The 15,575-nt window shown below is 47.8% G+C and carries 12 protein-coding genes and 1 pseudogene; 9 read left to right on the top strand and 4 right to left on the bottom strand.

All coding sequences use genetic code 11. From position 1 onward, the window contains the following. The first annotated feature begins 103 nt into the window (after positions 1 to 103). From PQG83_RS09780 to PQG83_RS09740, 9 genes are all read left to right on the top strand, one after another. Complete coding sequence (locus PQG83_RS09780; protein ID WP_312748910.1) at positions 104 to 1,282, top strand: glycosyltransferase family 4 protein; 1,179 nt, start codon at positions 104 to 106, stop codon at positions 1,280 to 1,282. Positions 1,283 to 1,310: 28 nt separating this feature from the next. Continuing rightward, a complete protein-coding gene (locus PQG83_RS09775; RefSeq protein WP_312748908.1) occupies positions 1,311 to 2,999 on the top strand; it encodes a glycerol-3-phosphate dehydrogenase/oxidase in 1,689 nt (562 codons plus the stop codon). After that, complete coding sequence (locus tag PQG83_RS09770) at positions 2,987 to 3,787, top strand: class I SAM-dependent methyltransferase (RefSeq protein ID WP_312748906.1); 801 nt, start codon at positions 2,987 to 2,989, stop codon at positions 3,785 to 3,787. Before PQG83_RS09775 ends, PQG83_RS09770 begins: the two co-directional genes overlap by 13 nt. Next, entirely contained in the window at positions 3,787 to 4,773 is a 987-nt protein-coding gene (locus tag PQG83_RS09765) for an NAD-dependent epimerase/dehydratase family protein (RefSeq protein WP_312748904.1), read from the top strand. The genes PQG83_RS09770 and PQG83_RS09765 overlap by 1 nt, the downstream gene beginning before the upstream one ends. A 234-nt stretch (positions 4,774 to 5,007) precedes the next feature. After that, positions 5,008 to 5,748, top strand: coding sequence for an acyltransferase (locus PQG83_RS09760; RefSeq protein ID WP_312748902.1), 741 nt, complete (start codon positions 5,008 to 5,010; stop codon positions 5,746 to 5,748). An 11-nt stretch (positions 5,749 to 5,759) separates the two neighbouring features. Further along, positions 5,760 to 7,295: a class I adenylate-forming enzyme family protein gene (locus tag PQG83_RS09755; protein ID WP_312748900.1), complete on the top strand. Its 1,536-nt coding sequence runs from the start codon at positions 5,760 to 5,762 to the stop codon at positions 7,293 to 7,295. Positions 7,296 to 7,315: 20 nt separating this feature from the next. Continuing rightward, complete coding sequence (locus PQG83_RS09750; protein WP_312748899.1) at positions 7,316 to 7,576, top strand: acyl carrier protein; 261 nt, start codon at positions 7,316 to 7,318, stop codon at positions 7,574 to 7,576. After that, positions 7,573 to 8,682, top strand: coding sequence for a glycosyltransferase family 4 protein (locus PQG83_RS09745; RefSeq protein ID WP_312748897.1), 1,110 nt, complete (start codon positions 7,573 to 7,575; stop codon positions 8,680 to 8,682). Before PQG83_RS09750 ends, PQG83_RS09745 begins: the two co-directional genes overlap by 4 nt. 9 nt (positions 8,683 to 8,691) lie before the next feature. Continuing rightward, positions 8,692 to 9,816: a polysaccharide deacetylase family protein gene (locus PQG83_RS09740; protein WP_312748895.1), complete on the top strand. Its 1,125-nt coding sequence runs from the start codon at positions 8,692 to 8,694 to the stop codon at positions 9,814 to 9,816. 727 nt (positions 9,817 to 10,543) lie between these two features. Here PQG83_RS09740 and PQG83_RS09735 read toward each other — a convergent pair. The 4 genes and pseudogenes from PQG83_RS09735 to PQG83_RS09720 all read right to left on the bottom strand — a co-directional run. After that, positions 10,544 to 11,590, bottom strand: a pseudogene (locus tag PQG83_RS09735) (IS256 family transposase); the annotation flags it as partial. Positions 11,591 to 11,717: 127 nt separating this feature from the next. Further along, positions 11,718 to 12,665 carry a hypothetical protein gene (locus PQG83_RS09730; RefSeq protein ID WP_312748891.1) on the bottom strand — a complete coding sequence of 316 codons (948 nt, stop codon included), beginning with the start codon at positions 12,663 to 12,665 and terminating at the stop codon, positions 11,718 to 11,720. 152 nt (positions 12,666 to 12,817) lie between these two features. Continuing rightward, positions 12,818 to 14,044, bottom strand: coding sequence for a type III PLP-dependent enzyme domain-containing protein (locus tag PQG83_RS09725; RefSeq protein WP_312748889.1), 1,227 nt, complete (start codon positions 14,042 to 14,044; stop codon positions 12,818 to 12,820). Further along, entirely contained in the window at positions 14,034 to 15,569 is a 1,536-nt protein-coding gene (locus PQG83_RS09720) for an acyl-CoA ligase (AMP-forming), exosortase A system-associated (RefSeq protein ID WP_312748887.1), read from the bottom strand. The genes PQG83_RS09725 and PQG83_RS09720 overlap by 11 nt, the downstream gene beginning before the upstream one ends. Positions 15,570 to 15,575: the final 6 nt, after the last annotated feature.

Below are 15,575 nucleotides of genomic sequence, written 5' to 3'. Positions count from 1 at the left end.
GTTTCGGCTCCCTTTTTGTAAATGAGGGATAGGGGGATTTGAGAAATCAGCTTTCCTCTAAATACTCCGTCATTTTGCTGCGGAAATCTTTATTGAGATCCCGATGATGAATATTTTGCTGCTGGCTCCCCATCCCTTTTATCAAGATAGAGGGACTCCCATTGCAGTCAATCTTGTCCTCAAGGTGTTATCAGAACGTGGGGATACCATTGATGTCCTCACGTTCCACGAAGGAAAGGATGTTGACTATCCGCATGTCCGTATTTACCGAATACCCGCGTGGCCTTTTCTCCGTAATATTAGGCCGGGGTTTTCATGGAAGAAGTTAGTGTGCGATGGCCTTTTGTGTGCCAAGATGATCGTTCTGCTTTGTAAGAAACGGTACCACCTGATCCATGCCGTTGAAGAATCGGCCTTTCTGGCGCTTGTCGTGAAGTGGATAGCACGCATTCCCTATCTCTATGACATGGACTCCTCGTTGGCGCAACAAATGATTGAGAAATATCCTCCCCTGACTTGTCTATCCAAGGCGTTCATGATTTGTGAACGCAGGGTGGTGCAGGCTGCTGCTGTTGTGATGCCTGTGTGTGAAGCCTTAGTGACGCGCATTAAACCGTATTACCCGGCCAAAATTATGCTGCTTGAAGACGTTCCCCTTCTGGGGGAACCGACAGATTCCTTCTTAATGGCGAAGGAGGATCTCAAGGCTCCGGGCATACGAATTTTATATGTTGGAAATTTCGAAGCCTATCAAGGAATCGATTTGTTACTGGATAGCTTTGCCTTAGCTTTGCGAGAGGTTTCACAGATCAGCCTTTTCGTGGTTGGCGGGGAAAATGACGATAGAAGTTTCTATCAAAACAAGGTAGCCAAATTAGGTATTGAACAAAACGTTCATTTCCTGGGACCGCGGCCCCTTGACCAATTGGCTTCTTACCTATCCCAGGCGGATATTTTGGTATCACCAAGGATCAAAGGGAACAATACTCCGATGAAATTGTATTCCTATCTCGCCAGTGGGAAGGCGATCTTGGCCACGAATTTGTTAACCCATACGCAGGTAATTAATAGTCAAGTAGCCATGTTGGCCGACCCAAAACCAGAACCTTTTGCCGAAGGGATGCTTCAGCTTATTAATGACCGAGACCTGCGAAGTACTTTGGGCCTGGCAGCCCAAAAACTGGTCGAGGAAAAATACAGCTTTCCGGCATTTAGAATGAAATTGAATGCGGCGTATGATCATCTCCGTGAGACCATACAACAGCCTTCAGGGTCCTCTTAAACGGGCTAATCTCTTATTCTAAGGCGTTATGATGACCAGAAACTTAACCCGTTTAGCCAATTCCCGTTATGATGTGGCGGTGGTGGGAGGAGGAATTTACGGTGCCTGTGTGGCGTGGGATGCGAGCCTCCGTGGATTGTCGGTTGTTCTGCTTGAAAAAGGTGATATCGGTTCAGGGACTTCGGCGAACAGCTTGAAAATTATTCATGGAGGATTTCGCTACCTACAACATGGGGATTTGTCGCGAATGCGGGAATCGTTACATGAACAAAAGGCGCTGATGCGGATTGCCCCGCATTTGGTCCATCCCCTTCCAGTCCTTATCCCCACGTATGGACATGGTCTGCGAGGAAAGGAGGTCTTCGCGTGTGCCTTAGGGATTAATGATCTTGTCGGGTTTGATCGAAATCGATTGGAGGATCCCCAAAAGCATATTCCAAGAGGACGAATTCTTCCACGAAGTCAGGTTTTGGAATTGCTACCGAATATTCAGGCACAAAATCTGACGGGTGGCGGGGTGTTTTATGATGGCATGGTCTACAACTCTGAACGGTTACTGCTGTCATTTCTTCACTCGGCTGTGGCGATGGGGGCGGAGCTGGCCAACTATGTCAAAGTGGTTGGTTATCTCAAAGGGAAGGACAATGTTCGGGGGATTGAAGCTGAGGATATGCTATCGGGTGAGCGCTTGCAGGTTGAAGCGAAAGTGGTGGTCAATGCCTGCGGCCCGTGGTTGGATCAGACGGAAGATATGTTGTCTGATCGTCCCAGCAACCATCGGATCCCGTGGGTCAAAGCCTTTAATATTCTCACGCGTCCGTTGTTCTCATCCTATGCCGTGGGGTTGGCGGCCAGGGGGAAATATTCCGATGACCGGGCTTTGCTGAATAAAGGAAAACGACTGTTGTTTATGGTGCCCTGGCGTGGGTGTTCCCTCATTGGGACCGCATATCGCTCTTATGAAGGAAAGCCGGACGAATTTAGCATTTCCGAAGAAGATATGCATGAATTTTTACAGGAAATCAATCAGGTCTATCCCCAAGCTGCTCTTCAAATGAACGATGTGAAATTTGTCAATGGCGGCCTGCTCCCGGGGGCGAGTGTCGAGTCGCGTGGTGGAGATATTCAGCTTGAAAGCGAAGCTTCCATCCGGACCAGGGGAGACGTTGGAGCCAGAAATGTTATATCGCTTGTAGGCGTCAAGTTTACAACGGCTCGACGGGTGGGAGAACGAGTGGTTGATCAAGTGTTTCAGGTTTTGGGCAAGACTCCACCACAATCTCAAACGTCTCATACCCCTATTCGCGGGGGGGCCATCTCTAAATTTCAGGAATTTTTGAGTCAGGAAATGAAAAGCCCTCGCCAGGGATTGAGTGCGAAGGCTGTGCAACGGTTGGTTTACAATTATGGTTCTTCCTATGGAGATGTCCTAAAATATTGTCCTGATACCGGTGGTAGGGAGCCCCATTCTGAGTCAGAATCTATCAGGATTTTACAAGCGGAAGTGCAGTATGCCTTGCGGGAAGAAATGCCTCAGCGATTAAGTGACGTGGTTTTTCGCCGAACAGAGGTAGGGACGGCTGGATATCCCGGCGATAAGCCCCTGGAGGTCTGCGCGGATATCCTCTCGAAAGGGTTAGGATGGAATAAGACCCAAACCCAACAAGAAATGGCAATGGTTCGAGGGATGTACCCAAGGGCAACATGGCGGAATTAGAGAAGCCCCTGTGGCCCATTCGACTTTTCAATAAATCCGTCTTAAAACAACGGAAATATAAAGAAATCACTGAGGCCTTGGGCGAAACGACACAGTTACAGTGTCTGGATATCGGGGCAGATAATGGAGTGCTCAGCTACTTGCTCCGCCAACGGGGCGGACATTGGAAAAGTGCGGATCTTGACCAAACGACTGTGGACGCGATTCAGAGCTTGATTCATGAACGGGTGTTTCAGATTGATGATCGAGGTACACCGTTTGCCGACGATGAATTCGACCGTGTGGCTGTGATCGATTTCCTAGAGCATATTCCCAATGATGAGGCGTTTATCCGGGAGTTGCATCGAATAGTTAAACCTGGAGGACAAGTAATTTTGAATGTGCCACATATCAAAACGAGCTTGCTCAGGAAAATTCGATTGGCAATCGGCCAGACGGATGCGAAGCATGGGCACCTCCGCCCCGGTTATACACGCGGTGATATTACCCGAATGTTGGGAACCCAATTTACCGTGCTATCGGAAAAAACCTATTCCAAATTCTTTTCAGAATGTATTGATACGCTGATTACCTTCGCGTTTGATCTATTAAAAAGTGGAAAGCGGAATTCTGCCAAAGGTCTTGTGGTAACCGGGAATGATCTACAACGCTATCAAAAAATGTTCGCCATGTATTCCTTGCTCTATCCATTTATCTGGATAATCTCGAAGCTGGATCATTTGTTGTTTTTTACGAGTGGATACATGCTGTTAGTGGTGGCTCAAAACAAGAAGGATACACACGCATAATGGGACGAGTCTTGGTCACCGGCGGAAAGGGATTTCTGGGTAGCCACCTGGTGAGGCGCTTGCTTGCTGAGGGTGAAGAAGTTCGCGTATTTGGCCATCGGGGAAGCAAGCAGGGTGAAGCCGCCCGTGACAATGGGAGTGAAGTCATATGGGGAGACATCCGCAATCTCCCGGATGTGGAGCAGGCCGTTCAAGGAGTGGAGAAAGTCTTTCATTTGGTCTCCAACTTTCGTAAAGGGGGATCGGATAAGGCCGACGCGTATGCCGTGAATGTAGAAGGGACAAAAAATGTCCTCAATGCCGCAAGGAAGTTTGGGGTTGCCCGCGTGGTTCATTGCAGTACGATTGGTGTTCATGGCGATGTCCAGGCGATTCCCGCTCATGAGGGAACGCCATTCAACCCCACCGATTTATATCAGGAAACTAAGCTCAAGGCGGAACAATATGTCTGGCAATTTCATCAGGAAACAGGGTTGCCCATTAGTGTTGTCCGGCCAATTTCGCTGTACGGACCTGAAGATCTGCGCATGCTGAAATTGTTTCGTACCATCAAAAAGCGACAGTTTATCTATATAGGCAAAGGCAATGTCTTATTTCATCCGGCCTATATTGACGATGTCATTGAAGGGTTCCTTCTCTGCGCGACACATGAAAAGGCTGTGGGAGAAGCCTTCATCATCGGAGGAGATGGATACCTTCCGTTACATGACCTCGTAGATCGGATTTCTGCGCAGCTTCAGGTTCCACCCCCACGTTTACATCTTCCGTTGAGACCGGTGGAATGGCTTGCCGGCTTGTGTGAGTCCCTGTGTACGCCCTTGGGCATTGAACCTCCTCTGCACAAACGACGCGTGAGTTTTTTCAAGAATAATCGGGCCTTCTCAATTGAAAAGGTGAAACGTATTCTTGGTTACGCTCCACGGGTTTCCTTGGATGAGGGGCTGAAAAGAACTATTCGCTGGTATGAAGAACATGGGTATCTCTAGTCATGGAAAACGTTTTTGGAGTTTGTACGAGGAAGGGTCGAATAGGAAAAATGGGAGAACGCCCAGCATCATCTCTTTTTTGAAGTATCAGGTAGCGCCATGATAACCATTTCTTCAAACAACGGGATGGCGGGCGAGGTTATGCCAATGATGACGGGATTCTTGATGCACCCAGGGAAGTGCTGAAATCTAGGGATTGAATACCTATGTTGTATGTTGGCAAGGAGCACCGGCATGAATGAGCGACCTTTAGTTGAATCGCTTGGGGACGCCACGCTTTCCCCGTATCGGCGATATCTTAATATCTTTGTTGGCAAGGCATCCGTTGTTGCCCTGGCCAAATACGAGCTTTACACGGGTTTGCTTGGTCGATTGCCGGGTGCCATCGGTTATTTTATGCGGGGTAAGTGCTATCCCGGCCTTCTGGGCGCCGTCGGTCGAGGAACGGTTTTCGGATCGGGAGGCGTGCTGCGTTGTCCTGGGCGAATCCGGTTGGGGCGGGGAGTGATGATTGATGACTCTGTCGTACTCGATGCAAAAGGACCAAGCTCGTCCATCGTTCTGGGTGATCAGATCCTATTGGGGCGGAACAGTATCCTCAGTTGTAATGACTCTGCGATATCGATCGGCAATTTCGTCTCCATTGGGCCCTTCTGTTTTTTGGTCTCCCGCAGTCATCTGACAATTGGTTCCAATGTCGCGATCGGAGCAGGCACGTACATGCTCGGTGGCGGCCACGCCTATGACGATCCCGATACGCCTGTGATTCATCAGACTCGGGTGTCGAAGGGGATTGTGGTGGAGGACGGGGCCTGGATTGGAATCGGTGCGAAGATCCTTGATGGAGTGACCATTGGCCAAAACAGCATTGTCGGTGCGGGCGCCGTCGTATCTAAAGATGTGCTGCCTTGGACCGTGGTATTGGGTAACCCCGCTCGTGTGGTCGAAAAACGCAAGCAGGTTAAAGAAGGATGAACACACTTCCCATGGTTTGGTCTGAGGCGGAACGTCTGTGGCCTGAAAAGATCGGGCTCATCACGGAGAGGGAGCAACTGACGTATGCTGAACTCGCCAGGCGTATACGTCGCCTATCCTGCCAGTTGATTCGGCAATGGAAAGTCCGACCCGGAGAAGTCGTGGGACTATTGGCGCCAAATGGCGTTGAGTTCGTGCTCACCTATTTTGCGGTGACCACAATTGGCGGAATCGTTCATCCTATCGATGAACGTCTTAAACCTGAGGAAATCCGATTTCTCCTTGAGGATTCCGGTGCACGGTTTGCTATCGTCCACCAGGCGCTTTGGGAAAAATTTGCGAACGTGTGGAATGTTCTCCCTGCATTAGAACGTGTCATAGCTATTGGGGATGTAGGGGCCAATGTCGAAAGTTTTCATGCCTGGGTGCAAGGTCCAGCCGTTTCTGACATTACGGGGACAGTAGAATTGTCTCCCGCTTCTGATGATATCGCGGAACTCATGTATACCTCAGGAACGGTAGGCAATCCGAAAGGTGCCATGCGCTCGCATGCCAATGCCAGAGCCGCGTCCAGAAATGCACGACGAGCATTCGGTTATCGGCACGACGATGTTATTGCGATTGTTATGCCACTCAGTCATTCAAGCGCCCTCGTCAGCCAAATGCTACCTATGGTTGAGGTGGGCGGCAGAATTGTGTTGGTGGAGCGATTTGATGCTGCGGACCTCTTGGCGAGAATTCGTGGGCAGGCTGTGACCTGCTTTCGTGCGGTTCCTGCTACGTTTAAAATGCTGATGGTCTATCCGGAGTTTAATGCCGATCACCTGCCATCTTTGCGGTTGTTGATGAATTCCAGCGCTGTGATCGACCCCAAAACCCATTGGGATATCAAAGCGCGTTTCCCGGAGGTGGATTTGGTCAATTCCTATGGCCTGACGGAGGCCTCCACCTGCACGATCCTAACCGACGCCATGGCTCGGGAGCATCCAGATTCCATTGGCGTTCCGATACCCGGTGTTGAAATGTTCGTTGTCGACGATGCCGGATGCGTTGTCGATGACGGGATTGAGGGCGAGTTTTTTGTGCGCGGTCCGCACGTGTGTCATGGCTACCATAACCTCCCCAATGAATCAGAAGCGTTATTTGCTCCAGGAGGCTGGATGAGAACCGGAGACATGGGCCACAAAGATTCCCACGGCCTTTTTTACTTTCACGGTCGCAAAGCCGACGTCATTAACTGTGGCGGGAGGAAATATGCACCGGTGGAGGTTGAATACTGCATACGGGAACTTACAGAAGTCGCCGAGGTAGCCGTACTTGGTGTGCCGCATCGTGTCCTCGGCCAGGTCGCCAAGGCCTTTGTGGTCTTTCGGGATCGGGCGTCTGCGGATCTTAAGGCCGTGACCCGGCATTGTACCCGATATCTTCCGAGCCACAAGGTCCCATTTTATGTCGAGGCCGTCGACGCGTTGCCAAAAAACAGCCTCGGCAAGATGCTTCATCGCGAGCTCAAGGTGGAATCCCACGCAGCGTTTCACAAAAAATAATGAAAAAAAGGACTGACATAATGTCAAACACACATGCGAGGGTGATCGAGTTTCTGTCAGTCGTCCTACAGGTGGATATCCCCACGGATATTGACGATCTGCAACGTCGGGAATTCTCCGAATGGGATTCCATTAATCATCTGCGCCTGATCATGGAGCTTGAAGAAATATTAGGTGTGACCCTTGAAGATGAACAAGCCGCAGACCTGTCGTCATCCAGACAAATTGAGGCGCTGCTCATCAAGCACGGAGTGACGTTACCGGACGAGGCCTCCGCGTGAGGATAGGTATATGTGCCAGAACCTGGGGGGAAAACGGGGGTATCGGGGTGTATACCCGAAGCGTCATTCCTTCGATGTTGGATCTAGATGCACGAAACGAGTATCACATTCTGTATTCTCACAAGGCGCATCTCGGCTCGCTTAAGGGCACGGATCGCGTTCGTGAAGTGTACCTACCTGCCAAAGGCAAGTGGATGTGGGATCAATGGGCGGTGCCGAGGTATGCCCACCGGGAAGGATTGGACTTGATCTTTCACACGAAATTCGCCATCCCGTTCCTGGCAAGATGTAAAACGGCCATGGTGCTTCATGGGACGGAGCGGTTTGTTTATCCCGAATTTCATCAGTCTGCGGATCTCTGGTTCTTTAAAACAGTTTACCCGCAGTACTTAAAGCGGGCCTCACTGATCATTGCGGTATCCAAGCGAGCAAAAGAGGATATCATTTCGTACCTGGGTATTGATCCAGTTAAAGTAAAAGTGGCCTATCTCGCCACTGACCCCATATTCCGATCCATCAGTGATCCAGAACAGTTGGAGGTTGTTAGAGCAAAATATAATCTTCCACGGCGATTTATTCTGTTCGCCGGGCATATTTACCCTGGTAAGAATTTTGGCCGGTTATTGGAAGCGTTTTCTACGGTGAGAAAAGATATGAACATTCACCTCGTCGTAGCAGGAGGGATGCGCTGGAAGTACCAGAATGACCTGAATGCGATTGAGACTCTGGGACTAAAGGAAAGTGTGCATTTTGCCGGCTATGTTCCACAGAATGAGTTGGTGGCGTTTTACAATCTCGCTGCCGCAACAGTGTTTCCTTCACACTATGAAAGTTTTGGACTCCCAAATATCGAAGCGAATGCTTGCGGTTGCCCTTTAGTCACCAGTCGTACAGGAGGAATGCCCGAAGCAGCAGGCAATGCCGCCATGTATGTCGATCCACTGGACGTAGCGGATATTGCGAATGCCATTGTCCGAGTGTTGACCGATGAGAACCTCCGACAAACCCTTATTGCCAAGGGGTATGAAAATGCGGCGCGTTTCTCCTGGGAAAAGACGGCAAGAGCCACGCTGGACGCGTTTGAATGTGTGGTTACTCCTACGTAAGATGGTAACTTGTTTATACGAGATTTAAAGAGAAGCTTTGAGAAGAATCGTAACGAGCTGCTCGGATTGGGACTCGGACGTTACCCGGCATTTGTTCGTTCGGATGTGGACCCGGAACAGATACCTGTCTTTCAGTTTCACGACGTCTCAACTGCCAGCCTCGAACCGGTCTTGGAATTTATCGCCCATAATAATTATGTAACCCTAACGGGAGATGAATATTACGAACGGATAGTCGATACATCTTTACGACGTAAACGTGAAGTGATGCTGACGTTCGATGATGGTCAAGCCAGCCTATACACCGTTGCCTTTCCCCTGCTCATTAAGTTCAAGCAAAGGGCCGTGGCTTATATAGTTCCTGGGCGAGTGTCAGATGGAGTAGCAAATCTGCATGCAAATGACACAGGCCGTGCTCTTTGCAGTTGGCCACAGATATTAGAAATGCATAGAAGCGGTGTCATCGATTTCCAGTCGCATTCTCTGTACCATCACAGTATTCCAATCTCTTCGAAAGTTGTGGATTTCACAAGGCCCGGCCTTTCCACCTCCTTCCTGCAATCTGATCTCGCGCCAGCTCGTCAACAAAATAGGGATGGTCTGAGTCCGGAACTTCATAACCTCTGGGGCTCACCCATATATGAATGGAATGCTCGCATGTCTGTACATCCGGCCTATTTCGAAAACACTCAGATTGAAGAGTTGTGTGTCAGGTACGTAGCAGAGCATGGCGGTGAGGCCTTTTTTCAGGCTCGTGATTGGCGGCGTCAACTCACCCAAATTCTGAAGAAAGCACGGGAAGAAATTGCTCCGGAACGATTTGAAACTGCCGAGGAACAGCGAAACGCCATCCTCAAGGACTTACGTCATTCGAAGGCAGCAATCGAAGCAAGACTCCCAGGCAGCCGTGCGCAGCATTTCTGCTTTCCCTGGTATAGGGGATCTGCACTGGCAGTGGAGCTTTCGCATGAGGCTGGATACGTTTCAAACGCTTGGGGGAGTCTCCTGCCAAGATTCGTAAATCCTGTTGAAGTCCTGCCCGTCCCCATTCCACGGCTGCCACCTAGATATGTCTACAGGCTTCCAGGTGTTGGACGCATACCATTGTTGAGGCTATTCGGTGGAGTAGGGTAGTTGGTGTTCGTCATGTTGATGGGGTAACGAGAATGGGCAGGCATGTAACTCTGCCCTATCTGTATTTGAGAACCATTTGCCTCCTAAGAGAACGGCTGTGTTATGAATGAAGGAACCGAGAGCCAGGCTAGGGCAAGATTATAGATGATTCCCGAATTTTGGATATTTAACCATTGCCAAGCTTCTCGCTGACGGGTTCACATTTCATTTTTCTCATTCTTGCGATTACCTATGGACAGGAGGTATCAGGCAGTCCCCTTCCGCTACTAGGATTAGGTAGCGGACTATTAGGGGTCCTCATGGCAATTCGCCTCTGGCTATCGGTAACGGTTTTTCTGTCCTGTTGGTGATGACCGCTCTTTTACTATTCTCGAGGAAATGAAGCGACTCATCATTGCGATCCGAGCCTATCAAGTCTTTCTTTTAGTGGTAGATGGATTTGGTGTAGTATGCGTCGCCTTGGAGGACATTAATGTAAATAGACTTCTAGCGGTCTCGCTTAGGATAAAAACAGCGTCTAGCAATCCAAATCTCGAACGCAGGTCTCGTAGTGGTGCGTTAACACATCGTCTTCAGGACCCCTTGTATTACCAGATCGTGTCCACACTGAGGTTTCATCTCCCAGACATTTGACTTGTCAAGGAACCGTGTTCAGTACCACGGCCAAAAATAGGAAATTGTCAAGAAGTCCGTTGAAATTTTCTGAGCGGCTCCCTATTTTACGCCACCTTCTTCTCGGAGCGAATGGCTGCTCCATGTGCTCGGCCTCGATGGTCGCAAGGACTTGCGCAGTCCCTGCAAAGCCTTTCACGCGCTTAAACTGCTGCTCGCAGTACAGCAACACCGTCCCCAGCCAACGTTGGAGCATCGCGCTGCCTCGGGTGCGTTTGATATTCCGCTCGCTGTGGCGAACCAGTGAGAACATGCTCTCAATCGGGTTGGTCGACATCAGCGTCTTGCGCAGCCGTGGCGGGACCTTCAACCGATGCAACGTCAACAACTCTTCGAAGGCTTCCAGAAGCGAATCCCCCGCCGACTCGTTCTTGGTCCGCAGCCATGTCTCCAGCTCTCGCAGCATCTGTTTGGCATCGGCGTAGCTCGTGTGTTCCAACGCCGTGGTGAGCCGGCGATGGGCCTCTTTGCGGTAGCGCTTGGCCGGATGCCGTTGCAGGTTCCGACTCTTGTGGAGCGCACAGCGTTGATGCACCAGCTTCTTGCCGAACCGTTCCCGCAGCGCCTTGAGCAAGCCACTCCCCCCGTCGGTCACGAACAGGATCCGCTTGGAGAGCACCAGGCCGCGGCGTTCCAGATCGGCGAACAGCGCGCCGCCAATCTCGTGATTCTCGGAGGAGCCCTGCCAAAAGCCCAGGGCCATCTTCTGGCCGCTCACGTCCACGCCTAGCGCGACGAGAAACGCCTCGGCGCCCCGGTGGATCGTGTCGAGGAAGATTGCAAATGGCCTGAACGCCACCAGCGACCGCTCTTGGAAGGCCTTCAGCTTCTGGGCCGTCAGCGTTACCATCTTCTGGGAAATGGTCGATGGCGAGACGCCGAAGGCCTGTGCCGCGTCGAGGACGGTCTCCTCGTATTGCTGCGCCGAGACCCCGCGTAAGAGTTTCTCCAACACCTCCTCGTAGAACTGCCCGGGGGTCTTCAAACGCTGATAGGACGGGAGCGGCATTTCCCCCCGGACCACGTCGCGAAGCCGGGAACGCATCGCGTGGATCTTTTGATCGCCAAAGTAGATGGAGCCCGCATCGTGGGCCCACTTCTGATTTCACTTAGCATCTGGAAATAGCTGTCCAATAGAGGGGGACCACTGCTACCAGCTCTTTCGGCTTGCCCAATTTAACAAGCGAGCATGGATAGGACTGTAATTCCATATCAAGCCTACATATAGCCTAGGATCTTTTAAATTTCGTAAGGTGGTCCTTCCAATTGGAAAGTACATGGCGCGCATCCCAAACAAGGCTTCGGAGTCTGGGAATTGTGCTTACATTTAGTAAAGTGAGTTCTGAATATAAGTTATCGATTTGTTGAGCAGTTAATATAGATGATTTGAAGAATTTTGGAGCCCGAACTGGAAAGGTAAAGCTGGACGGTAAATTTTCATTCCTTACAAGCCTAGAATCCAGAATAATAAAATTAGCGTTGCAGGAGGTTAGCAAATCATTCCTGAATTGATCATTGTATTTTAGGAAAAGATCTAAATTACTTAAATAATGAATATATGCGCAATTTATTTTCCGCACGGAAATCACGGTGTAAATAATGTAGCAGTAATCTAGCTTGTCTTTGATAACGCTGTGCTTACATTGAGAAGGTAAATGATCATGAAATACCTTTGAGTCAGTGTCACTCAGCAAATCTATTATTGTATTACCATCATTGATAAATACGGCAGATGGAGCATCGTGTTTTCTCCTTCCACACTGAAAAGGAAGTAAAATTCTGATTCGGGAATCCAATTCATCGAATCCAAGCTTGTCAAGTATTAAGCTCACATCACGTGTAGGAGTTAAATCAGTAACTGTATAATCCTTTAGTCTTTGAATGGGCCACATAAGAGATAGCGCTTTATTCCGAAACTCTTCTTTGACATACCAGGAAGTGAGATTGCAAAACTTTATTTCCTTGTTTTTAATTCTTCTGCGGCTAAAGATGGTACCAAGGAATCCTACTACATTTCCCCCGTGAAGAAGGCCAAGGCCACAATAGTCTTCATCTTTTTCCCAATTGTAGTTAAATAATTTAGCCCAATCTATTTTCGCGGATTGCGGATTAAACTCGGATAGTAGGGGCAGTACTTTCGGAAGGTCAGCGCTGTAGATTCGCTCTGTAGAGACCATAATTGTCTTTAGCTTTCTTCCAATTGTAGTTGAATAATTTACCTTAATCTATTTCCACGGACTGCGGATTGAACTCGGATAGTAGGGGCAGTACTTTCGGAAGGTCAGCGCTGCAGATTCTTTCCATGGCGACCATTTGAGAAAGTTTGAGCCTAATTGAAATCTGTTAGCTGCTTTGATGATCGGATTATTTCCATTTGACCCTCCCTAATAAGAATCTCTTTAGGTGTTTCATGCCCCAAAAAAAGTAATGGTGAGGCTGTAAACCCATATGCCCCTGAGTTTTCAAATAACAGGACATCTCCCACTTTCGGAGAGTTTATGTAAATGTTCGTAGCAAGAGTATCCAGGGTTGTACATAGGCAGCCCGCAAGGTCTACTTTTTTCATTGGTTCAGAACAATGAGAAAGGTTACGAATCTTATAGTTTTTTCTTATTATCTGTCCGAAATTTCCACCCGCAGACATATTTTGATGCATGCCTCCATCTACAATGCAATAAGTTTTGCCACGGGACTCTTTTGTAGCCAATATTTTGGTTAAATAGTAGCCAAATTCTCCAACTATATATCGACCAAGTTCTAAAACGTAGGTTAAATTCAACGAATTTATTTTCTCAAAAGTCCTGAGCATAGAGTTAATGTTTTGGGCAACTTCTTTGATGTCAAGTTCGTGGTCATTTTCGAAGTACGGCAAACCAAACCCACCGCCAAGGTTGAGCTTATGGGGTTTTAAGCTATGTTGTGAAACTAATCTCTGAACCAGATTGAGTGTGTAGGCTATGTTATCGAGCAGACCTTGTGGGTCAAGGCACTGGGTGCCCGCATAGATGTGATACCCGATAAAATTAAATAGGTGATTATGTTGTGAAATGAGAGATATTGCTTGTTCGATGTTTTCCTCTTCAATGCCGAACTGGGTTGCTTTGCCTCCCATTTTAATTGCGAATTGTGGGGTGAGTTGAGCAGGGTTGATGCGAAGGAAGATGTTCACTTTGCAGTTTAGTTGTTCCGTAATAGTTATGAGTGCTTTGATCTCGTCAATTGACTCTACATTAATGCTGCCACAATCATTCTTTACGGCAAACTCAAGCTCCTGGGTCGTTTTCCCAGGGCCTGCAAAGCTTAGCTGATCTGTTTGATAGCTAGCCAAAAGGGCCTGTTTCATCTCGCCTGCAGAGGAGATATCTAATCCGTCTATAAATCGTCGCATATAAGTTAATAATTTCAGATTTGAATTGGCCTTAACGGCATAATAGAGTTGTATGTTTTCTCCGAATAATGACCTTAATTGACGTAAGCGTGATTGAATGGCATCAAAATCATATACATAAAGAGGTGTACTGTGATTCTTGGCTATGCTGAGAAAATCAATTGACATGCTTTTCGATTGCCTCATTGATGGCGAATTTTCTGTCGATCTTTCCCGTGTCGGTCTTCGGAAGATTATCCCTTAGAATGATTTCATGAGGAACAAGATACGATGGAGCCTCTCTCCGACAGTAAGCAATAACATCGTCTATCTCGATTTCACCGTTTGCTGTAATAATAGCAATTATTTTCGTCCCAATGTGTTCTATCTCCACGCCGAAAACCACAGCTTCGTTTATCCCACCAAAATTCATGAGTAATTCCTCAACTTCCGTTGGGGAAACGCGATATCCTTCTGTTTTGATCATTGCGTCCTTTCTCCCCAGGAAATAGATGAAGCCCTCAGAATCCTTTTTTGCAAGGTCTCCTGAATATACCACCGTTTCAAGGAATTGATTGCCATTGGGAAAGAGCGGATTTGGTCTGTAAACATTAGCCGTGAGTTCAGGATTATTCCAATATCCTTTTGCAATGCAAGCACCGCGATGTATCAACTCTCCGACTTCTTCTGGTCTACATGGTTTGCCGGTTTCGTTTATGATTTCTACTTGAACATTAGGTATTGCTTTTCCTATGGAGTCCGGTTTTTTATCTACTTCTTCTGGGTCAAGATAGGTTGATCGAAACGCTTCTGTAAGGCCGTACATCAAAAAGAGTTTGGTGTCTTGAAATGCGTTTCTTATTTTTCGCACCGTAGCAACAGGAAGTTTGCCCCCCGAATTGGTTATATATCTTAATTCTGAAAAATGCTGGCTATCATCGATCTTACATAGCTTGGGATTAAATACTGACGCCCAAATAGGAGGAATGGCAGCGAGACCGGTTATGTTTTCCTCGAGCAAAATTTTCAAGAATGTATTAGGCATGAAGAACTGAAATAGGACTATGGTACATCCCTTTGTAAGGGTTGTAGTGAGTTGATTTAAGCCATAATCAAAGTTAAATGGCAATAAACCGAGTATTCTTTCATCCTCTGTTATATGGAGATATTTGCTGACAATACTTGCGCCATCAATCAAATTGCGATGGCTTATCACTATGCCCTTTGGTAGTCCAGTCGAGCCAGAAGTGTAAATAATGTTGCTGATATCATCACTTATATTAAGGCAATCTGGCCTTTTACCATAATTGTTGCTGATGATTTCATTAAAGCTATCTTCTAATAATAAATTTTTAACTTTACTTTCTTCCATGACTGATCCAATTTTATTTAGATATTTCTTTGAGGTGATTACGCATTCAATAGAGCAATCAGATAAAATATGCTGAATTTGGCTTGCACGAAGCATGGGGTTTATGATGACAAAGATCATGTCTGCATAAAGAATTCCCAAAAGGGATATGACCTGATTGATTGACTTGTCAAGTAGTATGCCAATTCTTTCCCCTTTAGGTATTCCGATTTGCTTTAGTTCATATCCCAAAGCCGCAGCCTTAGGGCAGAGTTCTTCATATGTTATAAAATCATCATTGTGCTTTATTGCTTGTTTTTTAGGATATTTTTCTGCCGAAAATTCTAGAGAATGTTGAAACAAGTATGG

Source organism: Candidatus Nitrospira neomarina, assembly GCF_032051675.1.
GTDB lineage: Bacteria > Nitrospirota > Nitrospiria > Nitrospirales > UBA8639 > Nitrospira_E > Nitrospira_E neomarina.
Note: the sequence above shows the minus strand (reverse complement) of the source record. Positions and strands in the feature narration are given on the sequence as shown.

Coding starts and splice junctions, on each gene's coding strand:
- PQG83_RS09780 (WP_312748910.1), top strand. CDS start 104: ATGATGAATATTTTGCTGCTGGCTCCCCATCCCTTTTATCAAGATAGA.
- PQG83_RS09775 (WP_312748908.1), top strand. CDS start 1,311: ATGATGACCAGAAACTTAACCCGTTTAGCCAATTCCCGTTATGATGTG.
- PQG83_RS09770 (WP_312748906.1), top strand. CDS start 2,987: ATGGCGGAATTAGAGAAGCCCCTGTGGCCCATTCGACTTTTCAATAAA.
- PQG83_RS09765 (WP_312748904.1), top strand. CDS start 3,787: ATGGGACGAGTCTTGGTCACCGGCGGAAAGGGATTTCTGGGTAGCCAC.
- PQG83_RS09760 (WP_312748902.1), top strand. CDS start 5,008: ATGAATGAGCGACCTTTAGTTGAATCGCTTGGGGACGCCACGCTTTCC.
- PQG83_RS09755 (WP_312748900.1), top strand. CDS start 5,760: ATGGTTTGGTCTGAGGCGGAACGTCTGTGGCCTGAAAAGATCGGGCTC.
- PQG83_RS09750 (WP_312748899.1), top strand. CDS start 7,316: ATGTCAAACACACATGCGAGGGTGATCGAGTTTCTGTCAGTCGTCCTA.
- PQG83_RS09730 (WP_312748891.1), bottom strand. CDS start 12,665: ATGGTCTCTACAGAGCGAATCTACAGCGCTGACCTTCCGAAAGTACTG.
- PQG83_RS09725 (WP_312748889.1), bottom strand. CDS start 14,044: ATGTCAATTGATTTTCTCAGCATAGCCAAGAATCACAGTACACCTCTT.